22 protein-coding genes are annotated in these 23,678 nt (G+C 65.6%); 9 read left to right on the forward strand and 13 right to left on the reverse strand.

What is annotated here, in order from left to right; genetic code table 11:
* The first annotated feature begins 76 nt into the window (after nucleotides 1-76).
* Nucleotides 77-1,606, forward strand: coding sequence for a glycerol kinase GlpK (gene glpK / locus LG299_RS15155; RefSeq protein WP_404434916.1), 1,530 nt, complete (start codon nucleotides 77-79; stop codon nucleotides 1,604-1,606).
* 2 nt (nucleotides 1,607-1,608) lie between these two features.
* On the opposite strand, the gene LG299_RS15160 is transcribed toward glpK, so the two are convergent.
* The 10 genes from LG299_RS15160 to sdhC form a co-directional block, all read right to left on the reverse strand.
* Complete coding sequence (locus LG299_RS15160) at nucleotides 1,609-2,469, reverse strand: Fpg/Nei family DNA glycosylase (RefSeq protein WP_404431695.1); 861 nt, start codon at nucleotides 2,467-2,469, stop codon at nucleotides 1,609-1,611.
* 34 nt (nucleotides 2,470-2,503) lie between these two features.
* Nucleotides 2,504-3,067 carry a GNAT family N-acetyltransferase gene (locus tag LG299_RS15165; RefSeq protein WP_404431697.1) on the reverse strand — a complete coding sequence of 188 codons (564 nt, stop codon included), beginning with the start codon at nucleotides 3,065-3,067 and terminating at the stop codon, nucleotides 2,504-2,506.
* 4 nt (nucleotides 3,068-3,071) lie between these two features.
* Nucleotides 3,072-3,602 carry a DUF1697 domain-containing protein gene (locus tag LG299_RS15170; RefSeq protein WP_404431699.1) on the reverse strand — a complete coding sequence of 177 codons (531 nt, stop codon included), beginning with the start codon at nucleotides 3,600-3,602 and terminating at the stop codon, nucleotides 3,072-3,074.
* A 159-nt stretch (nucleotides 3,603-3,761) separates the two neighbouring features.
* Nucleotides 3,762-4,766, reverse strand: coding sequence for a tryptophan--tRNA ligase (gene trpS, locus LG299_RS15175; RefSeq protein WP_404431701.1), 1,005 nt, complete (start codon nucleotides 4,764-4,766; stop codon nucleotides 3,762-3,764).
* Between the two features lie 49 nt (nucleotides 4,767-4,815).
* On the reverse strand, nucleotides 4,816-5,661 hold the full coding sequence (locus LG299_RS15180; RefSeq protein WP_404431703.1) for an exodeoxyribonuclease III: 846 nt from the start codon (nucleotides 5,659-5,661) through the stop codon (nucleotides 4,816-4,818).
* Nucleotides 5,662-5,696: 35 nt separating this feature from the next.
* A complete protein-coding gene (locus LG299_RS15185; protein ID WP_404431705.1) occupies nucleotides 5,697-6,941 on the reverse strand; it encodes a YihY/virulence factor BrkB family protein in 1,245 nt (414 codons plus the stop codon).
* Nucleotides 6,942-6,963: 22 nt separating this feature from the next.
* On the reverse strand, nucleotides 6,964-7,728 hold the full coding sequence (locus LG299_RS15190) for a succinate dehydrogenase iron-sulfur subunit (protein WP_404434917.1): 765 nt from the start codon (nucleotides 7,726-7,728) through the stop codon (nucleotides 6,964-6,966).
* Between the two features lie 17 nt (nucleotides 7,729-7,745).
* The gene (gene sdhA, locus LG299_RS15195; RefSeq protein ID WP_404431707.1) at nucleotides 7,746-9,587 is read right to left on the reverse strand and encodes a succinate dehydrogenase flavoprotein subunit; all 1,842 of its coding nucleotides are present in this window, start codon (nucleotides 9,585-9,587) and stop codon (nucleotides 7,746-7,748) included.
* A 72-nt stretch (nucleotides 9,588-9,659) separates the two neighbouring features.
* Complete coding sequence (locus LG299_RS15200) at nucleotides 9,660-10,112, reverse strand: succinate dehydrogenase hydrophobic membrane anchor subunit (protein ID WP_404431709.1); 453 nt, start codon at nucleotides 10,110-10,112, stop codon at nucleotides 9,660-9,662.
* Nucleotides 10,112-10,552, reverse strand: a complete 441-nt coding sequence (sdhC, locus tag LG299_RS15205) for a succinate dehydrogenase, cytochrome b556 subunit (RefSeq protein ID WP_404431711.1) — start codon at nucleotides 10,550-10,552, stop codon at nucleotides 10,112-10,114. Before sdhC ends, LG299_RS15200 begins: the two co-directional genes overlap by 1 nt.
* Nucleotides 10,553-10,775: 223 nt before the next feature.
* Between sdhC and LG299_RS15210 the strand changes: the two genes are divergently transcribed.
* The 8 genes from LG299_RS15210 to LG299_RS15245 all read left to right on the forward strand — a co-directional run bounded on the left by LG299_RS15210 (nucleotide 10,776) and on the right by LG299_RS15245 (nucleotide 20,255).
* A complete protein-coding gene (locus tag LG299_RS15210) occupies nucleotides 10,776-11,891 on the forward strand; it encodes a mannose-1-phosphate guanylyltransferase (protein WP_404431713.1) in 1,116 nt (371 codons plus the stop codon).
* Nucleotides 11,892-12,041: 150 nt separating this feature from the next.
* On the forward strand, nucleotides 12,042-13,166 hold the full coding sequence (locus LG299_RS15215; RefSeq protein ID WP_404431715.1) for a BMP family protein: 1,125 nt from the start codon (nucleotides 12,042-12,044) through the stop codon (nucleotides 13,164-13,166).
* 92 nt (nucleotides 13,167-13,258) lie between these two features.
* Complete coding sequence (locus LG299_RS15220; RefSeq protein WP_404431717.1) at nucleotides 13,259-14,773, forward strand: ABC transporter ATP-binding protein; 1,515 nt, start codon at nucleotides 13,259-13,261, stop codon at nucleotides 14,771-14,773.
* Nucleotides 14,770-16,113: an ABC transporter permease gene (locus LG299_RS15225; RefSeq protein ID WP_404431719.1), complete on the forward strand. Its 1,344-nt coding sequence runs from the start codon at nucleotides 14,770-14,772 to the stop codon at nucleotides 16,111-16,113. The genes LG299_RS15220 and LG299_RS15225 overlap by 4 nt, the downstream gene beginning before the upstream one ends.
* Nucleotides 16,110-17,390, forward strand: coding sequence for an ABC transporter permease (locus tag LG299_RS15230; RefSeq protein WP_404431721.1), 1,281 nt, complete (start codon nucleotides 16,110-16,112; stop codon nucleotides 17,388-17,390). The genes LG299_RS15225 and LG299_RS15230 overlap by 4 nt, the downstream gene beginning before the upstream one ends.
* A gap of 2 nt (nucleotides 17,391-17,392) precedes the next feature.
* Entirely contained in the window at nucleotides 17,393-17,794 is a 402-nt protein-coding gene (locus LG299_RS15235; RefSeq protein WP_404431723.1) for a cytidine deaminase, read from the forward strand.
* Nucleotides 17,791-19,086 (forward strand): thymidine phosphorylase, encoded by a 1,296-nt coding sequence (locus LG299_RS15240; protein WP_404431725.1) that lies wholly within the window; start codon nucleotides 17,791-17,793, stop codon nucleotides 19,084-19,086. The genes LG299_RS15235 and LG299_RS15240 overlap by 4 nt, the downstream gene beginning before the upstream one ends.
* A gap of 53 nt (nucleotides 19,087-19,139) precedes the next feature.
* Complete coding sequence (locus tag LG299_RS15245; protein WP_404431727.1) at nucleotides 19,140-20,255, forward strand: adenosine deaminase; 1,116 nt, start codon at nucleotides 19,140-19,142, stop codon at nucleotides 20,253-20,255.
* Nucleotides 20,256-20,383: 128 nt separating this feature from the next.
* On the opposite strand, the gene LG299_RS15250 is transcribed toward LG299_RS15245, so the two are convergent.
* The 3 genes from LG299_RS15250 to LG299_RS15260 are packed head-to-tail and all read right to left on the reverse strand — an operon-like array spanning nucleotide 20,384 to nucleotide 23,678.
* Entirely contained in the window at nucleotides 20,384-21,337 is a 954-nt protein-coding gene (locus tag LG299_RS15250) for an SDR family oxidoreductase (RefSeq protein WP_404431729.1), read from the reverse strand.
* Nucleotides 21,334-22,308 (reverse strand): bile acid:sodium symporter family protein, encoded by a 975-nt coding sequence (locus tag LG299_RS15255; protein ID WP_404431731.1) that lies wholly within the window; start codon nucleotides 22,306-22,308, stop codon nucleotides 21,334-21,336. Before LG299_RS15255 ends, LG299_RS15250 begins: the two co-directional genes overlap by 4 nt.
* Nucleotides 22,305-23,678 carry a flavin-containing monooxygenase gene (locus LG299_RS15260; RefSeq protein WP_404431733.1) on the reverse strand — a complete coding sequence of 458 codons (1,374 nt, stop codon included), beginning with the start codon at nucleotides 23,676-23,678 and terminating at the stop codon, nucleotides 22,305-22,307. Before LG299_RS15260 ends, LG299_RS15255 begins: the two co-directional genes overlap by 4 nt.

Genomic DNA, 23,678 nt, shown 5'->3' on the forward strand with positions numbered 1-23,678 from the left:
GACCGCAGGCGCCTCGTTGGCGCCGAGACTCGATGAGGAGGGTGCCGTGGCGGATCGTTCCGATGGCGGACACGTGATGGCAGTCGATCAAGGAACGACCTCGACCAGAGCGATCGTCTTCGACGCTCACGGGCGGATCGTCTCGTCGGCTCAACGTGAGCACTCCCAGATCCTTCCGCGGGCCGGCTGGGTCGAGCACGATGCGATGGAAATCTGGACCAACACCGAGTGGGTGGTGTCGGCGGCGATGTCGCAGGCGAAACTCGGCGCCGGGGCGATCGCCGGGCTCGGGGTCACGAATCAACGCGAGACCGCGATCGTGTGGGATCGTCGCACCGGCCGGCCGATTCATCACGCGATCGTGTGGCAGGACACGCGCACCCAACCGCGGATCGACGAGCTAGCGGCGGACGGTGGCTCGGATCGCTTCGCCGAGGTCACAGGGCTCCCCCTCGCCACCTATTTTTCGGCGTCGAAGATCGCCTGGATCCTCGAGCACGTGGCCGGAGCGCGCCAAGCTGCCGAGGCTGGCGACCTGCTGTTCGGAACACCCGACAGTTGGGTGGTGTGGAACCTGACCGGCGGGTCTCGTGGCGGCATGCACATCACCGATGTGACGAACGCGTCGCGCACGCTGCTCATGGATCTGCGAAAGCTCGAGTGGTCTGACGACCTCTTGGCCGTGTGGGGCATCCCGAAGAAGATGATGCCCGAGATCAGGTCATCGTCCGAGGTGTACGGGCACGTCCAGGTGCCCGGAGTTGCGCGGGGGATTCCCGTCGCAGGTATCCTCGGTGACCAGCAAGCGGCGACGTTCGGGCAGGCGGCGTTCGAGGCGGGGGAGTCGAAGAACACGTACGGCACCGGCAACTTCCTCCTTGTCGGCACCGGCACCGAGGTCGTGCGTTCGCAGCACGGTCTCCTTACCACGCTCGCCTACCAGTGTGAGGGTGAGCCTGCGCGTTACGCGCTGGAGGGGTCGATCGCTGTCACCGGGTCGTTGGTGCAGTGGCTGCGTGACAACCTCGGCATCATCCAAGAGTCCCGCGACGTCGAGCGGCTCGCAGCATCGGTCGACGACAACGGGGGCGCGTATTTCGTACCCGCCTTCTCCGGTCTGTTCGCCCCCTACTGGCGGCCCGACGCGCGTGGCGCGCTCGTCGGCCTCACCCGGTACGTGAACAAGGCCCACATCGCCCGAGCAGCACTGGAATCCACGGCCTTCCAAACCCGCGATGTCGTCGAAGCTGTCGTCGCCGACACCGGGCGCTCACTCGCCGAGATTCGTGTCGACGGCGGAATGACCCGCAACGACACCCTGATGCAGTTTCAGGCCGATATCCTCGGGTTCCCGGTGGTGCGCCCGAAGGTCGTCGAGACCACCGCACTCGGCGCCGCCTACGCCGCCGGGCTCGCGACAGGTGTCTGGGGGTCGCGCGACGATCTCCGCGCGCACTGGCAGGAGGATCGTCGTTTCGAATCCGTCATGGGCGAAGACGAACGCGAACGCCGATACCGGCAGTGGAAGAAGGCGGTGTCCAAATCTATGGACTGGGTCGATGACGATGCCCGCGTGCTCATGGGAACGACCGCCGCGGCCGACTGAGGCTATTTGAGCAGGCGCGACAGTCGTCGGTCGGCGAGGATCTTGCCCCCGGTCTGGCAAGTCGGACAGTACTCGAGAGAGTTGTCGGCGAAGAACACGCTGCGCACCTCGTCGCCGCACACCGGACACGCCGCGCCGCGCCGTGCGTGCACCTGCATTCCGCGCCGTTTGGCGTCTTTCAGGTCTGCCGGTGGCTTGCCGGATGCCTCTGCCACTGCCTCGGCGAGCGTCTGCTGCAGTGCGGCGAAGAGGTGATCGACTTCTTCGTCGCTGAGGTTCGCCGCGAGCGCATACGGAGACATCTTGGCCGCGTGGAGGATCTCGTCGGAGTAAGCGTTGCCCACCCCGGCGATGATCGACTGATCGCGCAGGACTCCCTTGATCTGGGTGCGCCGCCCTTTCAACAGGTCGGCGAGTGTCGTTCGATCGAAGATCGGGTCGAGGGGATCGGGCCCGAGCCGGGCAACGCCCGGGACGTCGGACGGGTCGCGCACCACGTAGTACGCCAGTGACTTCTTGGTTCCCGCCTCGGTCAGGTCGAAGCCCGATCCGTCGTCGAACGCGATGCGCAGCGCGATCGGCGTCTTGCCGGGGCGGATGAGGGTGTTGCTGAGCTCGTCGTACCAACGCAGCCACCCCGCCTTGGCCAGGTGGAAGACCAGGTGTGGACCGCTGGTGGCGATGTCGATGAACTTGCCGTGGCGCTCGGCCCCGGTCGCGGTGACTCCGACGAGCGATTCGATCGGGGGATCGTATGTCTTCAGCGCGGCGATGTTCGCCACCGTCGCGCGAGTGATCGTGCGACCGTTCAGGCGACCTCGCAGAAAGTCCACGAGCCCCTGTACTTCGGGCATCTCTGGCATGCGGCCATCCTGCCACGCACCGTCGACCCTCGCCTCAGTCTTCGAGCACCGGCCAGGGTTGTGGCATCCGATCGTCACTGCGGAGAAGGCCGCCAACCCATCCATCGAAGCGTCCGGTCGCGTTGGTGAACTCCGCGCGGAGTGTGCCCTCGTAGTGAAACCCCAGAGCGCGGGCGACCCGCGCCGAACCGACGTTTCCCACAACGGCTCTCCACTCGACACGGGTGAGGTCTGCGCCAGTGGGAGCGAACGCCCACTCGATCACGGCTCGAGCGGCTTCGACGATGAGCCCTCTCCCGCGTGCGGCGGGAGCAACCCAATAGCCGAGCGAGGCGTTGCCGCGACCGATGTCGTGCAGTCCCACCACGCCTGCCAGGACCGAGTTCTCCCGCATAACCCATGTGGTCTCTGTACCGAGTTGCCAGTGGTTGGCGCATCGGCTGATGAAATCTTCCGCGTGCGAGGCGAGGTAGGGGGACGGCACGGTCGTGTACCGCTGGATGTCGGCGTCCTGGCACGCGGTGTAGATGGCGTCTGCGTCTTCGGGGCGCGGAGCCGACAGCTCGAGCCGGTCGGTCCGCAGGGTCACAGGCTCCATCGGCTCAGGCTACCGGCCCGGCGAACCGGTCGACGAGACGGACGAGTGTCGGGATCCCGCGAGACGTCGCTCGCGCGCCGGTCAGGCGTTCGACCACCGCAGTGCCGTTGCTCTCGTGGTCGCGCTCGTTGAGGAAAACCCCCCAGCCGGGTCCGGAATGGACGACCGTGCACCGTCGGTGGGCGGCTTCGCGCTCCACGTCCGGATCGGACAGGTCGATGATGGCGCCCGTATGCAGCGTCAACTCGCGGCGGCGAGCATCTGCCTCGCCCGCGTGCGCATCGACGATCCGCGCGAGCGCGGGCAGTGGCATCCCGAATCCTTCGCGCTCGAGTCCCGTGCGATCCGCGAGTGCGATGATCGCATGGGGGAGGACGGCCTCGGGGTCAGTGGCGGCGAACACCAGCGTGCCGTTGCTCTGGAACGGCACGGCGTCGGGGCACCCGGCAGCCGCGAACGCGCCGACCAGGTCGGCGGTCGACGGATGCCCACGCTGACCCTGATTGACGTTGCGGAAGAACGCGACGTGCTGCACGGGACGATCGTACGACCACCCCGCGACACTCCTGGGCCGGCCTGTGAACCCGGACGCAATCGTCTGGCTGACCGCCCCCGAACCGCAGAAATCCGGCGACGCCGGCGCCCACACCTGTTCGATTTGCGTCCAAGTCCCCGCGCCGGCTTCCCAACGGGTCTACCTACGGCGGAGCAGCCCGACCTTGTCGTACACGTCGGCGAGAGTCCGGTCAGCGACCGTGGTGGCCTTGTCGGCGTTGGCGGCAAGCACCCGGTCGAGCTCGGCGGTGTCGTTCATCAACTCGAGCGCGCGTGCGCGCACCGGGCCGAACTCGTTCACCACGACCTCGGCGAGAGCCTTCTTGAAGTCGCCATAGCCACGACCGGCGTACTCGTCCTCGATCGCAGGGATCTGACGGCCAGTGAGAGCGGCGAAGATCACGAGCAGGTTCGACACACCGGGCTTGTTCTCGCGGTCGTAGCGAACGACACCTTCGGAGTCGGTGACGGCGCGCATGATCTTCTTCGCTGAGAGCGCAGGGTCATCGAGCAACCACAGCACGCCCGCGTCGGACTCGGCAGACTTCGACATCTTCGCCGTCGGGTTCTGCAGGTCGTAGATCTTCGCGGTGTCTTGCTGAATCACGGGAATCGGCACCTGGAAGGTCTGCCCGTAGCGGGAGTTGAACCGCTCGGCAAGATCGCGTGTGAGCTCGACGTGCTGCTTCTGGTCGTCACCGACCGGCACAATGTCGGTCTGGTACAGCAAGATGTCTGCCGCCATGAGTACGGGGTAGGTGAAGAGCCCGACCGACGTCGTGTCGGCGCCATACCGCTGCGACTTGTCTTTGAACTGAGTCATGCGCCCGGCCTCGCCGAACCCCGTGATGGTCGAGAGAATCCAGGCGAGCTCCGCGTGTGCAGGCACGTGCGACTGCACGTACAGCGCCGACTTCGACGGCTCGATGCCCGCGGCGATGTACTGCGCGGCTGTTCGGCGGGTCTTCTCGCGAAGTTCAGCGGGGTCGTTCGGCTGCGTCAGCGCGTGCAGGTCGACGACCGAGAAGAACGCGTCGTAGGTCTCTTGCAGATCGCGCCACTGCATGAGCGCCCCGATGTAGTTGCCGATCTGAAGGGAATCGGCCGAGGGCTGCATGCCGGAATAGAGACGCGGTTTGGACATCGCACCAGTCTATTGAGCGGATGCTGCACCCCCGACCCGCGCGGGAACCTCAGCCGATGGAGTAATCCACGACGACCGGCGCGTGATCGCTCCACCGCGTGTCCCACGAAGGAGCCCGAACGACCCGATAGTTGCTCGCGCGGTCGGCGAGGGCCGGAGTGGCCAGGTGGTAGTCGATCCGCCACCCGGTGTCTTTGTCGAACGCCTTGCCCCGGCTCGACCACCAGGTGTACGGCCCATCGACCTCGCCGTGCGTGCGGCGACCGATGTCGACCCAACCGAGTCCGGTGCCGGTCGATCCATCGACGCCCGTTACCGCGGCATCGGCTTCGCCGAGGAACCGGTCGAAGTAGGCCCGCTCACGGGGGAGGAACCCGGACTTCTTGACGTTCCCCTTCCAATTGCGGATGTCGAACTCTCGGTGCCCGACGTTCAGGTCGCCCATGATCAGCGCGAGCGGAGATTCGGCCCGAAGCTGAGGCATCCGTGTCTCCATTGCATCCAGAAACGCCCACTTCGCGTCTTGGCGCGGTGAGTCGGCCTCTCCGGTGTGGACGTAGGCGCTGACGACCGTGATGCGCTCGCCGTCGACCTCGAAGTCGGCTTCGATCCAGCGACCGGCCGAGTCGAGGCCCTCGACACCGAGTACCGTGCGAGATGTGAGCGGCGCGTCGCGCGAGAGAATGGCGACGCCGGCGCGCCCCTTGGCAAGGGCTTCGTCATTGACCATCTGCCAGCCCGGAACGGCGGACTGAAGCTCGGCCGCGGTAGCGCGCACTTCTTGGAGAGCCATCACATCGACGTCGGCGGTTTCGAGCCACGCGAGCATGCCGTTGCGGGCTGCTGCACGGATTCCGTTGACGTTGATGGAGGCGATGCGAAGGCGGCGTGACACGAAGAGAGCCTAGCTGCGACCGCCGACACCGCAGATCACTCGAGCAGCGAACCTCTTTTCGCGGGCGCCGGAGGAGCGGCGGCTCTCACTTGATCGAGTTCGTTCTCGGCCTGACGCACGGCTCGATCGGCGAACGGGATGCGGAACCACGGTGCGACTGCGCGTTCACTCTCCGCCGTGCGTAGGCGCACCTCGGCGGCGAGTAGGAGCGCTCTGTGTTCCTCTGCGAGACGCTCGGCCTCGGTCTGGAGCACAAGGGGCATGTCTCTGTCGTTTGCGGCGACGGCGATCCACGCAGAGGCGACCAGAATGATCACCCCGATGATGCGGAACCACAACAAGAGCCCGATGAAGATCGCGAACGTCGCCAGCAGCGGGTTGGACGGCGTATAGATGAGAAGCCATCCGGCGCCGATCTGGAGCACCGTGATCGCCGCGCCGCCGAGGGCCGCACCCGGCCAGATCTGACGCCAGTGCAGGGTCACCCCGGTCAGGAACTTCACGAGCGCGGCGAGGGTCGCGGTGTAGAGAGCGAGCGTGACGGCGAGCGCTGAGACGCGCACTCCCAGCTCATACAGCCCCGTGGCCGTGTTCCATCCGAAGAGGGAGAAGATCAGGTTGAGAGCCCACGTTCCGAGTGACGTCAGCGAGAACCCGAGCACGAGAGCGACACCGAACGCGACGGCAGCGAGCAGGTCCCGAGCCTTCAACAGGAAGTAACTGCGGCGGTCCGGTGGAATGCCGAAGATGTCGCGAACCGCACGCCGGGCGAAGGTGACGAAGCCGATTGCCGTCCACATCGCGGTGATCAGAGCGATCGCACCCGTGATGGCAAGTGTGCTCGCGCTCCCGGTCGCGATCGCGGTCACCTGCTGCGTCGTGAACAGGCCGGAACCGTCGTCGGAGATGAGCCCGGGGAGGTAGCTGTTGATGAGTTCGATCATCGCGTTGATCGCCTCTGTACTGCCGCCCAGCCAGAGCCCCGCCATGGCGAACGCCACATAGACCGAAGCGAAGATCGCGAACAGTGCCTGGTAGCTCACGCCGGCGGCGAGGAGAAAGCCGTTGTGCTGCAGAAAGTGACGCCACACGCGCACCGGAAACCAGCCGAGCACCCTCTCGGTTGCCACCGTGGCGCGGCTGATCGGCTGCTCGAAGCGCACCCGCAACGAATCCTGCGTTTCTTCCCACCGCTGGCGAAGCGTCTCTTCTTCGTTCGCAGCTTTCAGCGCCGCAGAGTGCGCCTCCTCTGGCGAAGCCGGCTGGTGGTGTGTGCTCACACGGCCAGGTTATCGAAGCGGGTCACCGGCCGCGCAGAACCGCCTGTTTGACCTCGGCGATGGCCTTGGTGACCTCGATGCCTCGGGGACATGCCTCGGTGCAGTTGAAGGTGGTGCGGCACCGCCACACGCCCTCTTTGTCGTTGAGGATGTCGAGGCGCACGTCCGCGGCATCGTCGCGGGAATCGAAGATGAAGCGGTGCGCGTTGACGATCGCGGCGGGTCCGAAGTACTGCCCGTCGGTCCAGAAAACAGGGCACGACGACGTGCATGCCGCGCAGAGAATGCACTTGGTGGTGTCGTCGAAGATCTCGCGGTCGACGATCGACTGGATGCGCTCCTTTCCCTTCTCGGGAACGGAACCCGAGATCAGGAACGGCTGCACCTCGCGGAACGACGCGAAGAACGGCTCCATGTCGACGACGAGGTCCTTCTCGAGCGGAAGGCCCTTGATCGCTTCGACGTAGATCGGCTGCGAGATGTCGAGATCCTTGATGAGTGTCTTGCACGCGAGCCGGTTGCGACCGTTGATGCGCATCGCGTCGGAGCCGCAGATGCCGTGGGCGCACGAGCGGCGGAACGTCAGCGAGCCGTCGACCTCCCACTTGATCTTGTGCAGGGCATCCAGAACTCGGTCGGTCGAGTAGAGCTCGACGTCGTAGTCGACCCAGCGCGGCTCTTCGTCTACCTCAGGGTCGAAGCGACGAATGATGAAGGTGACGAGGAACGATTGGATGCCGGTGTCCTGCACGGGCTCCTGAGCAGCTTCGAGCGTGGATTCGTCCATTGCGACGACCGTCGACATCAGTACTTCCTCTCCAACGGCGGGTAGCGCAACTCGCCGGCTTCGTTCTTCGTGAACACGACGGGCTTCCAGTCCAGGCGGATGTGGTCGGCGGACTGCGAAGACCCGGCATCCCCAGACAGGTACGCCATCGTGTGCTGCATGTACTTCTCGTCGTTGCGCGTGGGGAAGTCGTCGCGCATGTGACCCCCACGGCTCTCTTCGCGGTTGCGGGCGGTCACGACGACGACCTCGGCGATGTCGAGGAGGAAGCCGAGCTCGACTGCCTCGAGCAGGTCGGTGTTGAACCGTTTCCCCTTGTCATCCACGTGGATGTTCTTGAACCGGCCGCGCAGTTCTTCGATGACATCGAGTACTTCGCCGAGCGACTCGTCGGTGCGGAACACCTGCGCCTTGCGGTCCATCTCGTCCTGCAGCTTCTTGCGGAGGACGGCGATACGTTCGGTGCCCTGGTTGTTGCGCAGGCCCTCGATGAGCTCGCGAACCTCCTTGGCCGGGTCTTCGGGGAGCGGAACGAACTCGGCGGTCTTGACGTACTCAACGGCGTTCTTGCCGGCGCGCTTGCCGAAGACGTTGATGTCGAGCAGCGAGTTCGTGCCGAGACGGTTCGAGCCGTGCACCGAGACGCAGGCGCACTCGCCCGCCGCGTACAGTCCGGGGACGACGGTGGTGTTGTTCGAGAGGACCTGTGCGTCGTTGTTCGTCGGGATGCCGCCCATTGCGTAGTGGGCGGTCGGCATGACCGGAACCGGCTCGACGACCGGGTCGACGCCCAGGTAGGTGCGCGCGAACTCGGTGATGTCGGGGAGCTTGGTCTCGAGTACTTCGGCACCGAGGTGGGTGCAGTCCAGTAGCACGTAGTCCTTGTGCGGGCCTGCGCCACGGCCCTCAGCGACCTCTTGGACCATGCAGCGGCTTACGATGTCACGCGGCGCGAGGTCTTTGATCGTCGGCGCGTAGCGCTCCATGAAGCGCTCGCCACTCGCGTTGCGAAGGATCGCACCTTCACCGCGGGCACCTTCGGTGAGCAGGATGCCGAGGCCCGCGAGGCCGGTCGGGTGGAACTGGAAGAACTCCATGTCTTCGAGCGGCAGCCCCTTGCGCCACACGATGCCGACGCCGTCGCCGGTCAGGGTGTGCGCGTTGGAGGTCGTCTTGAAGATCTTGCCGAAGCCACCCGTGGCGAAGATGACGGCCTTCGAGTGGAAGACGTGCAGGTCGCCGGTGGCCAACTCGTACGCCACGACGCCGGCGATCTCTTTCGAGCCGTCGACCTTGTCGACCGTGATCAGATCGAGGACGTAGAACTCGTTGAAGAAGTTGATGCCGAGGCGGACGCAGTTCTGGAAGAGCGTCTGAAGGATCATGTGCCCGGTGCGGTCGGCTGCGTAGCACGCACGACGCACGGGAGTCTTGCCATGATCGGCCGTGTGGCCGCCGAATCGGCGCTGGTCGATCTTGCCCTCGGGTGTGCGGTTGAACGGCAGACCCATGTTCTCGAGGTCGATGACGGCGTCGATCGCTTCCTTCGCGAGGATCTCAGCCGCATCCTGGTCGACGAGGTAATCGCCACCCTTGACAGTGTCGAAGGTGTGCCACTCCCACGAGTCCTCTTCGACGTTCGCCAGCGCCGCTGCCATACCGCCCTGGGCCGCACCGGTGTGCGAGCGGGTCGGGTAGAGCTTGGAGATGACGGCGGTCTTCGCGCCGGGACCGGCTTCGATCGCCGCGCGCATGCCGGCGCCGCCGGCGCCCACGATGACGATGTCGAACTCGTGGTAGTGGACGCCGTCCTTGACGTAGCTGGAGGTGCTGACGCCTGCGGGGGTCTGGGTGCTCACGTGTGGGATGCCTCTGTTTCTACTTCGTCAGGTACTGCGTCGTCATCTAGCGGGGACGGATGCTGTTGCCGCTCACTGCGCTGCGCACATTTCGATCAGCCACTCGGTCGTGCTGTTCTCGACGCCGAGGCACGGGTCGAAGGTGAACACGACCAGGGTGCCGAGGACGATGAGGAATCCGGCGGAGAGCCATAGTGCCCACACCAGAACCTTGCGCGTGCGCTCGTTCAGCACGTAGTCGTTGACGATCGTTCGCATGCCGTTGGCGCCGTGGATGAGGGCGAGCCACAGCATCGCGACATCCCACCACTGCCAGAACGGGGTGGCGAACTTGCCGGCGATGAACGCGAAGTCGAGGCCGTGGATACCCTCACCGACCATCAGGTTGATGAAGAGGTGCCCGAAGATCAGGACGACCAGCACTACGCCCGAGACGCGCATGTAGATCCAGCCCCACTTTTCGAGGTTGGGTCCGGAGCGGCGCACAGACGTGCGGGGGGAACGAGGGTCAGCGATCGTAGTCATCAGTGGCCTCCCTCGCCGCCGAAGCCCGCGAAGGCGAGCATGAGGTGACGGGGTGTGAAGCCGGCCATGGTCACGGCCCACAGTCCCAGCACTCCCCACCAGAGCTGTCGCTGGTGGCGGGTGGCCCAGGGCCAGAAGTCGACGGCGATGATGCGCAGTCCGTTGTACGCGTGGTAGGCGATCGCGGCCACGAGGACAACCTCACCGATCGCCATGATGGGGTTCTTGTACGTGCCGATCACGGCGTTGTACGCCTCCGGCGACACTCGGATGAGCGCGGTGTCGAGCACGTGCACGAGCAAGAAGAAGAAAATCGCGATGCCGGTGATGCGGTGCAAAACCCAGGACCACATTCCCTCGCGGCCGCGATAGAGCGTTCCCCGGGGAACGCGTGAGGTGGTCTCCGAAACTGCCGGTATGAGGCGAGCTGGTGCCGACACGGCCGTCCTCCCTGATAGAACTGCTGGGGGGCTATCCGTTGCCCCTCCGAATGGCCCGTGCACTACCGAGCCGGCGCGTCACCTGGACGCCCTTTCATCCTATTCCCGCTATTGGAGTAGCGGCGACGAAGGCCCACCTTTGCCACCATCCTTTTGGAGGGGGTCTTCTCACCGGTAAAGAAGCTGAAATCTTTACGACTCGCGCGGCCGCTACCGTGGAGACATGCCAGAGCCCATCGAGGACTTTTACGCCGTCATTCCCGCTGGCGGGATCGGCAGCCGCTTGTGGCCGCTGTCCCGCGCCGATGCTCCCAAGTTCCTGCACGACCTCACGGGGTCGGGTCAGACCCTGCTGCGGGACACGTGGGACAGGTTGGCGCCGCTGTCGGGTCCCGACCGCATCGCGGTCGTGACAGGCCGCGCCCACCGCGCAGCCGTGGAGCGCGAGTTGCCAGAGCTCGCCGACCTCAATGTGATCCTCGAGTCGGAGCCGCGCGATTCCGCCGCGGCGATCGGACTTGCCGCGGCGATCCTCTCCCGTCGCGAACCCGAGGTGATCATCGGCTCGTTCGCGGCCGATCACGTGATCCGCGGAACCCGCACGTTCGAGTTCGCCGTTCAGCAGGCGGTCGCGGTTGCCAGGGAGGGTTACATCTGCACGATCGGAATTCCTCCCACCGAGCCGTCCGTCGGATTCGGCTACATAAAGAAGGGTGGGGAGTTGCCCGTCGACGGCGCTCCGGAAGCAGCATCCGTCGAACGATTCGTTGAGAAGCCCGATCTCGAGACCGCTCGCGAGTACTACGGCGACCGGTCGTACATGTGGAACGCCGGCATGTTCATCTCGCGCGCCGATGTCCTGCTGGGCGAGATAGCCGAGAACCAGCCCGAGCTCTATGCCGGACTCATGGAGCTAGCGGAGGTATGGGACGACCGTGACGCGCGCGGCCCGGTCGTCGACCGTGTCTGGCCGACGCTGACGAAGATCGCCATCGATTACGCCGTCGCCGAGCCGGCTGCCGAGAAGGGACGCCTCGCCGTTATCCCTGGCCACTTCGACTGGGACGACGTGGGTGACTTCGCGAGTCTTGCGAAGCTCAACTCAGGCGGACGCAAAGAGAACCTGGCCATCCTGGGCGCGAATGCGCGGGTGCTCGCCGATGCATCGAGCGGCATCGTCGTGTCGCAAACGGCTCGCGTGATCAGCGTGATCGGGGTCAAGGACATCGTCATCGTCGACACCGCGGATGCCCTCCTCGTCACCACGAGCGAGCACGCGCAGCGGGTCAAGGGCGTCGTCGATGCCCTCAAGCTGACCGGCCGTGGAGACGTTCTCTGAACGGATGCTTCGGCATCTGATATGTCGTGACTATTGCGTCTTTGTAACCATTGCGTCCGAGGTGTCGGTCCGACACGCAAGCGGACCGTCACACTAGGTAACCTTTACCGTCCCCGTGAGAGCCGCGGGGCCATCGATCTGGAGGCTGAGTTGACCATCTCACGCACCAAGAAGCTCGCCGGCATCGCGGCGGCGGCGGGTATCGCGCTCGTCCTCGCTGGCTGTGGCGCTGCGCCCGAGTCCACCCCGTCCGGCGAAGCCAGCGAAAGCACCGGCCCGGCCGTCGAGGGCTTCCTGCCCTGCCTCGTGTCGGACGACGGGGGGTTCAACGACAAGTCGTTCAACCAGTCGGCACTCACCGGCATCGAGACCGCGGCCGACGAGCTCGGCGTCGACTTCATCGAGGTCGAGTCCAGCTCCGCCAACGACTACGCGCCCAACCTCGAGAACCTCGTGGCCGAGGGCTGCACGTTCATCGTCGCCGTCGGCTTCAAGCTGTCGGCCGACACGATTGCTTCGGCAACGGCGAACCCCGAGATCGACTACGCGATCATCGACGACTACGCCGACGCTGACTTCAACGGCGAGACCGACGCGCCGAACATCAAGCCCCTCGTGTTCGACACCGTTCAGGCTGCCTACCTCGGTGGCTACGCCGCCGCTTCGTGGTCGGACGCTGCCGGTGTCAACAAGGTCGGCACCTTCGGTGGCATCACGATCCCGCCGGTCACGATCTTCATGGACGGCTTCATCGATGGCGTCGCGAAGTTCAACGAAGACATGGGCAAGACGGTTGAGACCTTCGGGTGGGACGTCGCAGCTCAGGATGGCTCGTTCACCGGTGGCTTCGCCGCGAACGACGTCGCAAAGCAGACCGCACAGGGTGTGCTGGACCAGGGCGTCGACGTGATCCTTCCCGTCGGTGGCCCGATCTACCAGAGCGCCGCTGCAGCCATTGACGACGCTGGTTCCGACGTCCTCCTCCTTGGTGTCGACTCCGACCTCGCTGTCGTTGACCCCTCGGTTGCCGACAAGGTGCTGGTCTCGATCATGAAGCGCATCGATACTGCTGTGTACGACGCGACGATCTCGGCCGCCAGCGGCGACTTCGACGTTGCACCGTACGTCGGCACCCTCGAGAACGAGGGTGTGGGCCTCTCGAGCTTCGGTTCGTTCGAGTCGCAGCTTCCGGCTGGCCTGCTCGACGAGCTCGCCGCTCTCCAGGAGCAGATCATCTCGGGTGAGCTCGAGGTCACCTCGCCGAGCTCCCCGTAGTTCGCACGCAGTACCGTGACCGCGGCCGGGTGGATGCTTCCACCCGGCCGCGGTTCTTCCAGCCCGTACGACTGTCTCGATAGGGTTCACATATGAAGCTCGAGCTCCGCGGAATCACCAAGCGGTTCGGGTCCCTCGTCGCAAACGACCACATCGACCTTGTGGTCAAGCCGGGTGAGATCCACGCCCTCCTGGGCGAGAACGGCGCAGGTAAGTCCACTCTGATGAATGTCCTGTACGGCCTCTATCAGGCCGAAGAGGGCGAGATACTGCTGGACGACACCGTTCAGCACTTCCGCGGCCCGGGTGATGCCATGGCCGCCGGCATCGGCATGGTGCATCAGCACTTCATGCTGATCCCCGTCTTCACCGTCGCTGAGAACGTCATGCTCGGCCACGAAGACACCAAGGCTCTCGGGGCGCTCGACCTGCCCAAAGCCCGGCAGCACGTGCGCGACGTAGCGAAGCGCTTCGGCTTCGATGTCGACCCCGACGCGATCGTCGGCGACCTCCCCGTCGGCGTGCAGCAACGGGTCGAGATCATCAAGGCGCTCTCTCGAGACGCGAAGGTGCTCGTCTTCGACGAGCCGACCGCTGTGCTGACACCCCAAGAGACCGATGAGCTGATGGGCATCATGCGCCAGCTCCGCGACGAAGGCACCTCAATCGTCTTCATCACCCACAAGCTCCGTGAGGTGCGCGAAGTCGCCGATCGCATCACCGTGATCCGCCTCGGCAAAGTCGTGGGCGAAGCATCCCCCACCGCATCAAACGTCGAACTCGCATCGCTCATGGTCGGGCGTGCCGTAGAGCTGACCGTGCAGAAGAATCCGCCTAATGTACGTGAAGGCGGACTCTCCGTGCGCGACCTGCGCGTGCTCACTCCCGACGGCATCGCCGTCGTCGACAACGTCAGCTTCGATGCGCGCCCGGGTGAGGTCATCGCCGTCGCCGGAGTGCAAGGCAACGGACAGACCGAGCTCGTCGAGGCCATCGTCGGCCTCGCCGACCGCATCACCGGATCGATCAGCCTCGACGGGGTCGAACTCGTTGGCAAAGGCGTACGCGCGATCCTGAACGAAGGCGTCGGATTCGTTCCCGAAGATCGCAAAGAGGACGGGCTTGTCGGCGCGTTCACCGTGGCTGAGAACCTCATCTTGGATCGTTCCTCGGACGCGGAGTTCGTCACGGCGGGCACCATTCGCCGCGGCGCGCTCGACGCCTTCGCCAAGGAGCGCATCACCGAGTACGACATCCGCACACAAGGCCCTGACACCCTCGCCGGGACGCTCTCGGGCGGCAACCAGCAGAAGGTCGTCATTGCGCGAGAGATGAGCCGCGAACTCAAGCTGCTCGTGGCCGCACAGCCCACCCGCGGTGTGGACGTCGGATCCATCGAGTTCATCCACAAACGCATCATCGAGTCGCGGGACGCAGGGGTCCCAGTTGTGGTCGTTTCCACCGAGCTCGACGAGGTCGCGGCGCTCGCTGACCGGATCGTCGTGATGTACCGCGGCACCATCATCGGCATCGTGCCCGGAGACACCCCTCGTGATGTGCTCGGCCTGATGATGGCCGGCGAAAAAGTAGAGGAGGCGGCGGCATGAGCGGTCAGACCCCCGACGGAGAACGTCCCCTCGACGGGCTCCCTCCGGAGCAACTGCCCTCCGTGGGAGGTCCCCTCACCGGTAAGGGCAATGAACCTGAGCCATCTGCGGCGGACTTCGAGCCGGCACCCCGGCAGAACGTCTTTCTGAAGGAGCTGTTGCGCAGCAACTGGGTCACCACGGTGTTGGCCATTGTTGCGGCGATGATCGTCGGCGGCATCATGATGGCTGTCACCAACGAAGACGTGCAGACGGCGGCTGGCTACTTCTTCCAGCGACCGGGCGACACGTTCGCCGCGATCTGGAGTGCCGTCTACGGCGGATACGAAGCGCTTTTCCGCGGATCGATCTTCAATCCGCGTGGAGCTGACTTCACCGCCCAGATTCGCCCACTCACCAACACACTCGGGTTCGCCGCGCCGCTGATTGCGGCAGGCCTCGGTGTGGGTCTTGCGTTCCGCGTCGGACTGTTCAACATCGGTGGCCGTGGTCAGATCCTCATCGCGTGTGCCGTTGCTGGACTCCTGACGTTCAACCTCGACCTCCCGATGTTCTTGCAGCTGCCGATCACCCTGATCGCGGGCATTGCCGGTGGCGCGCTCTGGGGTGGCATCGTCGGTCTGTTGAAGGCACGCACCGGGGCCCACGAGGTGATCTTGACGATCATGCTCAACTACATCGCCTTCTACCTGGTGACATGGATGGTGCGCACGCCCGGCCTGTTGCAGCGCCCTGCGGGAGACCAGCCGATCTCGGCGCCCACGCCCGCGAACGCCCAGTTCCCCGAACTGTTCGGCCCGAGCTTCCCGCTGTTGGACTGGGGTTTCATCATCGTCATCGCTGCCACGGTGTTCGTGTGGTGGCTCGTCGAACGCTCAAGCCTCGGCTTCCGCCTGCGGGCTGTCGGTGAGAACCCGCACGCTGCGCGCGCAGCCGGCATCTCGGTGCAGCGCATGTACATCTACGCCATGCTGTTCGCCGGTGGTCTTGCCGGCCTTGCCGGCATGAACCAGATCCAGGGGTCGGTCACCTCCGGCTTCGACGGGTATATCGACGCGGGGATCGGCTTCGACGCGATCACGGTTGCACTTCTCGGCCGCAGCCGGGCGTGGGGAGTGTTCGCCGCCGGCATCCTGTTCGGTGCACTCAAGGCCGGTTCGTTCACGATGCAGGCGTCCCAGGGCATCCCCGTCGACATCGTCCTGGTCGTCCAGTCGCTGATCGTGCTGTTCATCGCGGCACCCCCGCTCATCCGCACGATCTTCTTCCTCCCGAAGACGGACGCAGAGAAGGCGGCGAAGGCCAGAGCCAAGGCCGCGAAGAAGGCGGTGATGTCATGACGACGCTTGCTCCGACCTCGGCAGGAGCCTCGCAGCTCACCACCGTCAAGGTGCGCCGCTGGAAGATGGCGATCAGCCTCAGCATCGCCACGGTGCTGTTGTTCCTGCTGTTCTTGTTCGTGCCGCGCGACGGTGTGAGCACGTTCCGGCTCGGCGACCCCGCATCCTCCATCGACCTGCCCAACGTCAGCGTGCCCACGGCCGCCACCAGCTGGGGTGTGTTCGTCGTCCTCGTGCTGCTGACGCTGTGGGCGCTGTGGGATGCCTGGTCCTACCGCCGCACGGGACTCTGGCTGCCGATCGCCTACGGCGTGCTGGCGATCTTCGCGTTCCTCACCTGGGCGGCCGCTGACGGACTCGTTCCGGTCACCGGTCTGCTCTTCGGTGCAGTCTCGCTGTCGGTGCCGCTGATCTTCGGTGCCCTCGGCGGTGTGATCGGCGAGCGCGTAGGCGTGGTCAACGTCGCTATCGAAGGGCAGTTCCTGCTCGGAGCGTTCAGCGCCGCCCTGCTCTCGAGCATCACGGGCAATCCGTTCGTCGGCCTCATCGGCGCGATGATCGGCGGCGTGCTCGTCGCCTTTGTGCTCGCGGCCTTCTCGATCAAGTACCTCGTAGATCAGGTCATCGTCGGAGTCGTGCTGAATGTGCTCGTCACCGGAGTCACCGGGTTCCTGTACGGGGCGTTGCTGGTGCCCAACGAGGCCGCGCTCAACCGCCCCGTGCGGTTCACGCGGATTGAGATCCCGCTGCTCGGTGACATCCCGATCATCGGACCGGTGCTGTTCAACCAGACCTTCATCGTGTACCTCATGTACTTCACGGTGGCGATCGTTGCCTGGGGCCTCTACCGCACACGCTGGGGCTTGCGCCTGCGCGCAGTCGGCGAGCACCCACAGGCCGCCGACACCGTCGGCATCAAGGTCAACATGTCGAGGTTCTGGAACGTGTCGCTCGCCGGCGCGATCGCCGGCATCGGCGGTGCGTACTTCACGCTCGTCTCGGTCGGCCAGTTCACCAAAGAGATGACGGCCGGCCTCGGGTTCATCGCCCTCGCCGCGGTGATCTTCGGCCGGTGGGACCCCATCCGTGCGACGCTCGCGGCCCTGCTCTTCGGGTTCGCGACGAATCTGCAGAACCTGCTGACGGTGCTCGAGACCCCGATTCCGAGTGAGTTCATGCTCATGCTCCCGTACCTCGTCACGATTCTCGCCGTAGCGGGCTTCGCGGGACAGATACGCGGGCCCGCGGCTGCGGGCAAACCATACATAAAGGGATGACGTTGACCGACATCGATTGGGACGAACTTCGCGCTGCTGCGACCGACGCGATGCAGCGGGCGTACGCACCGTACTCGCGCTACAAGGTGGGAGCAGCCGCCCTCGTCTCGGACGGCCGCATCGTCACCGGCTGCAACGTCGAGAACGCGTCGTACGGCGTGGGCCTGTGCGCCGAATGCGGGCTGGTCTCTGAGCTGCAGATGTCAGGCGGCGGAAACCTTGTGGCGTTCGTGTGCGTGAACGGGCACGGCGACACGATAATGCCGTGTGGTCGTTGCCGGCAGCTCCTGTACGAATTCGCGATCCCGGGCATGCTCCTCGAGACCGTGTCCGGCATCCGCACCATCGATGAAGTGCTTCCGGATGCCTTCGGCCCCCGCGACCTCGAAGAGGCCGGGCGATGAGCAACTCGGTCGAGCCGCACGACGTGGTCGATGTGATTCGCACGAAGCGCGACGGGGGAGCTGTCCCCGAAGACGCCCTGCGGTGGATGGTCGACGCGTACACGCGCGGCTACGTCGCCGACTCGCAGATGGCCGCGTTCGCGATGGCTGTGTTGCTGAACGGCATGGAGCGTGACGAGATCCGCGTGATGACCGACGCGATGATCGCCTCGGGCGAGCGCATGAGTTTTGCGGGGCTCGGCAAGCCGACGGTGGACAAGCACTCCACCGGCGGAGTCGGTGACAAGATCACGCTGCCCTTGGCGCCACTCGTCGCAGCGTTCGGTGTCGCGGTGCCGCAACTCTCTGGTCGAGGACTCGGCCACACGGGTGGCACCCTCGACAAGCTCGAGTCGATCAAGGGCTGGCGCGCGGCGCTGTCGAACGACGAGATGTTCCGCCAACTGCGTGAGATCGGTGCGGTGATCTGCGCGGCAGGGTCGGGCCTTGCCCCGGCCGACAAGAAACTCTATGCCCTGCGCGACGTGACCGGCACGGTCGAGGCCATCCCGCTGATCGCCTCGAGCATCATGTCGAAGAAGATCGCCGAGGGCACCGACTCGCTCGTGCTCGACGTGAAGTTCGGGTCGGGCGCCTTCATGCGCGACGTGGATCGCGCCCGAGAGCTGGCGCGCACGATGGTCGCGCTGGGCACCGACTCGGGAGTGTCGACGACGGCTCTGCTGACCGACATGAACACTCCGCTCGGGCTCGCGATCGGCAACGCCAACGAAGTCCGCGAGTCGGTCGAGGTGCTCGCCGGCGGCGGCCCCGCCGATGTGGTCGAGCTCACCCTCGCTCTTGCGCGCGAAATGTTGGCCCTCGCCGGTCAGCCTGACGCAGACGTCGAGGCGGCGTTGCGCGACGGACGCGCGATGGACGCTTGGCGCTCGATGATCCGCGCGCAGGATGGGGATCCGGATGCTTCGCTCCCCGCGCCGAACGACACCCACATCGTCACTGCCACGACATCGGGGTTCGTAACCCGGATGGACGCGCTCCCGTTCGGTATCGCCGCCTGGCGGCTTGGCGCCGGGCGCGCCCGCGCCGAAGATCCCGTGCTGCACGCCGCCGGCATCGACCTGCACGTCAAGCCGGGCGACAAAGTCACGGCTGGTCAGCCGCTGTTCACCCTGCTCGGGCACGATGACACCCGTTTCGACCGCGCTCTGGAAGCGCTCGACGGATCGTACGACATCGGCCCGGATGCTCCCGCGACGACCCCTTTGGTGCTCGAACGCATCACGGCCTGAGCCGCAGCATCCGCCGCCTTCTTCATCTTTTTCGCACAACCCGAGGAGTTCGAATGTCCATCGACCAGCACGGCGACGCCGACCTGCAGGGGCTCTCGATCCGCGGGCTTCCGAAGGTCTCGCTGCACGACCACCTCGACGGCGGGGTGCGCCCCGCGACGATCATCGAACTGGCAGACGTCATCGGACTCGACGTTCCCGAATCCGACGGCAACGCGCTCGCGGACTGGTTCGCCGACAAGAGCGACTCGGGCTCCCTGGTGGAGTACCTGAAGACCTTCGACCTCACCACGGGCGTCATGCAGACCCGAGAAGGCCTCACCCGGGTCGCGCGCGAGTTCGTCGAAGACCTCGCCGCCGACGGCGTGATCTACGGCGAAGTCCGCTGGGCGCCTGAGCAGCACCTCACCCGCGGGCTCTCGCTGGACGAGGTCGTCGCCGCCGTCCAAGAGGGGATCGAGGCGGGCGAAGATGCCGCGGAACGCGCAGGCCACGACATCCGTGTCGGTCAGCTCATCACCGCGATGCGCCACACGGACCGGTCGCTCGAAATCGCCGAGCTCGCCGTAGCGTGGCGTGGACGCGGCGCCGTCGGCTTCGACATCGCCGGACCCGAAGCCGGGTTCCCTGCGGGCAACCACCGCGTGGCATTCGACTACCTGGCGTCAGAGTTCTTCCCTGCCACCGTGCACGCCGGCGAGGCGGCCGGACTCGACTCGATCCGCGGCGCACTTATCGACGGGCGCGCTCTGCGGCTCGGCCACGGAGTGCGCATCGCCGAAGACCTCGAGGTCGTCTCGAGCGAGGCCGACGAGGTTTACGTGAAGTTCGGCGACCTTGCGCGATGGGTGCGCGACCGCGAGATTCCGCTCGAGCTCTCGCCGTCGTCGAACCTGCAGACCGGTGCGATCGCCGCGTGGGGTACGACCATGGAAGACCACCCCTTCGACCTGCTGTACCAGCTCGGCTTCTCGGTCACGGTGAACGTCGACAACCGGACCATGAGCCGCACATCACTGACTCGCGAGCTCGCCCTGCTGGCCGAGACCTTCGACTACACCCTCGACGACCTTGAGGCGTTCCAACTGAACGCTGCGGCCGGGGCCTTCCTGCCGGTCGAGGAGCGCGAAGAGCTCATCGAGCTGATCGCCGAGGGCTTCTCCCGCTAGTTCTTACCCGGCCGCGAGGCAAAAGGGTGCCCTATGGTCGCTGTGACGCAGCCGATGCGACCACTCGCGACACATTCTTGACGGCCGCGTCACATTCACTGGGACGGGCCGGTCGCGGATGCCGCGGCTCAGCGCCGGGCGACGCCCGGGTGGGACTCCAGATACGCCTCGAAGGCATCGGCTGAGCTCTTGGCGGGGGTGTAGCCGAAGACCTCCTTCAGCCGGGCGTTGGCGAGCACGGGCCGATAGCGGAGAAACCGCACCTGCTCGGGGCCGTGGACGGTGAGGCGCAGGGCGCGCGCGACCCCCAGTCCAAAGGCGAGCACGCCCGCCGGCACCGTCAGCAGCGGCTTGCCGAGGCGCGCGGCGATCTCGTGCACGGTGAGCTTGCCGTCGCCAGCGACGTTGTAGATGCCGGCAGGGCCGTCGGTGGCTGCTCGCGCCATGGCGGCGGCGACATCGTCGACCCAGATGAAGACGAAGGGAGAGTCCGAGCCGGCGATGGCGAGGATGCGCCCGCCGTCCCAGAGCGCAGTGATCTGGTTCTGCACGGTCGGGCCGAGGATCGTCCCGATGCGGAAGGTCACCTGTTCGAGTTCGGGATGCTCCACCCGCGCAACAGCGAGCATCTCTTCGACCAGTCGCTTGTGGCGGGAGTAGGGGAATTCGTCGTTGCCGCGCACCGGGTCAGCTTCGGTAAGCCAGGCAGGGTTGTCGGGGTGGTAGCCGTAGGCGGAACCGGAGGATGACACCACCAGGCGCTTCACCCTCGCTTGGACGCACGCGTCGATGACGTTGCGCGACCCGTCGACGTCTACGCGGTACTCGAGGTCGTGATCGCGGCCCGGGCTCACGATCGCGGCCAGGTGCACGACGGTGTCAATCTCGTGTCGCTCCAGCAGAGGGCCGAGTGATCCGGTGCGGGTCACGTCGCACTCGTCGTAGACGACGTCTTCGATCGGATGCTCCGGCCGCCGCACATCGCCGGCGACGACCAGTTCCACTCCGGGGTGAGCGACAAGCGCCGCAACGACGTGCGAGCCGAGAAAGCCCGCACCGCCTGTGACGAGGACTCGTGTCATGCGGATGCCCCGGCGGAAGCATCCGGACTCTCTGTCGCAGCGTGACGCGACGAGTCACCCTTCACCGATCCGGTGCGGCGCTTGGTGTGTCGGGCCCAGAGTGCAGCGACGATGAGGCCCGCGATGATGTCCCAGATTCCCCACCAGCCGGCGACGATCGCCATGCCGCCGAGACCTCCGAAGAAGGTGAAGATCAGGCCGAGGCCGAGTCCAGCGTTGCGGATGCCGACTTCGAAGGTCATCGCCTTGCGCTCGCGGGTGCCGAGGCCGCCGACGACGGCGGTGCCGTAGCCGATCGCCAGGGCAACCGCGTCGTGGATCGTGACCACAAGGATGATGATCCCGAGGAAGGCGACGAAGTACGTCCAGTTGCCAGCGAGCGCAGCGACGATGAAGCCGACGAGGGCGAGGAGCGAGAACCATTTCACCCACCGTTGCACGAGCTTCGCAAACCGCTCGAAGCGGTTGCGGATCAGCAGACCGGCGATGAAGGGCAGGCCGATGATCAAGAAGATGTCGACGAGCATCTGCCACGGGTTGAGTTCGACCGCGGTCAGCAGTTCGCGAGCGGCGGGATGCAGCGACCCCCAGAACGCGACTGACAAGGGCAGGACGAAGATGTAGATGAGGTTGCCGACGGCGGTCATCGAAACCGATAGGGCGACGTTTCCCCCCGCGCGGTGGGTCAGCACCTGCGAGATGTTGCCGGGCGGGCAGCAGGCCACAAGGATCATACCGAGCGCCATCGACGGGGTGACCGGCAGGATCAGGGTGAGCACAAACGTCACCGCGGGTAGCACAATCAGCTGCGCCAGGATCGCGATGATGAACGTCTTCGGCTTGCGTGCGACGACCTTGAAGTCGTCGACCGTGGTGTCGAGGGCGATGCCGAACATGATCAGACCCAGGACGACGTTGAGGATGACCAACGTGCCGGGGTTGAAGTTCAGGATGATGTCGTCGGGATTCATGCGGGTGTCCTCTTCTTCGAGGGGCGGGGCAGTCGTGAAAGCGCGGGACCGATGCCGCGCCGCGGCGCCTCTGTGATGTCACTGCGCAGGGACTCGGCCGCCACGCGCACCGCGCCCCGGTACGCGTCTTTGTTGACGTAGTACGACATGCGCTCAAGTCCCAGGTAGTTGTACCCGCCCGTGAGGTCTGGCCAGGCCTGGGTGATGACGCGCGCGCGGAACGCGGCGGCGCGCTCGGGGTGCTCTTCGACGGCACGCAGATACTCGGCGATCAGCGCGGCCTGTTCGTAGCGGCCTTGCCAACCGATGCCGGACGCCTCGATCATGCCCATGACGTACAGCCCGTTGAACGAAGGCGGAAAGACATTGAGGAAGAGCTTGGGCGACCAGCCTGTCCAGTTGAGGTCTTCGCGAGCCACGAACGGATAGTCGAGGGTGTAGCCGGTGGCGAGGAGGATCATGTCGTACTCGCCCGATGACCCATCGCGGAAGTGAACGGTCTGCCCGTCGAACCGCTCGATGTCGGCCTTGATGTGCAGGTCGCCCTGGCCGAGGTGGTTCAGGATCAGGGTGTTGACGATCGGGTGCGACTCGTACAGCTTGTAGTCCGGCTTCGGAAAGCCGAAGTGCACCGGGTCGCCCGTGAACGCCTTCAGTACGCGGGTGTCGACGAGTTGCTTGATCTTCGCCGGCAGCGGCTTGCCCTGGTTGAGGGTGTCAGAGGGCTTTCCGAACAGATAGCGGGGCACGAAATAGTAGCCGCGGCGCACGCTCATGTCGACGGATGCTGCGTGGTGCACCGCATCCACGGCGATGTCGCAGCCGGAGTTGCCCGCACCGATGACCAGCACCCGCTTGTCGGTGAGTTGCGATGCGCTCTTGTACTGCGAGGTGTGCAGCAGTTCGCCGGTGAACTCGCCGCGGAAGTCCGGGATGTTGGGCTCTGCCAGCGTGCCGTTCGCGAGAATCACTCCGGCGTAGCGGCGCTCGCTCTCACCGTCGAGGCCGGCGGTGCGCAGCATCCACCCGTCGTCCGTCTTTTCGACGGCGGTGACCTTCGTGTCGAAGACGAAGCGCTCGGTGAGACGGAAGTGATCGGCGAAGTCGCGGAAGTAGCGGATCAGCTCTTTGTGGCTCGGGTAGTCGGCGGTGGAGTCCATCGGGTACTCGGCGAACTCGGTCGTCGTGCGTGACGAGATGAGGTGCGCGGATTCATACATCGTCGAGCGCGGGTTATCGATGTCCCACAGTCCGCCGACGCCGCGGGATGCCTCGTACCCGTCGAAGTCGATACCCGCGCGCTGCAACGCGCGCGCCGCGGACAGGCCCGAAGGCCCCGCCCCGATGATCGCGTATTTGTGCTCGCTCAT

It is taken from the genome of Microbacterium lacus (assembly GCF_044794305.1).
Classification (GTDB): Bacteria; Actinomycetota; Actinomycetes; order Actinomycetales; family Microbacteriaceae; genus Microbacterium; species Microbacterium lacus_B.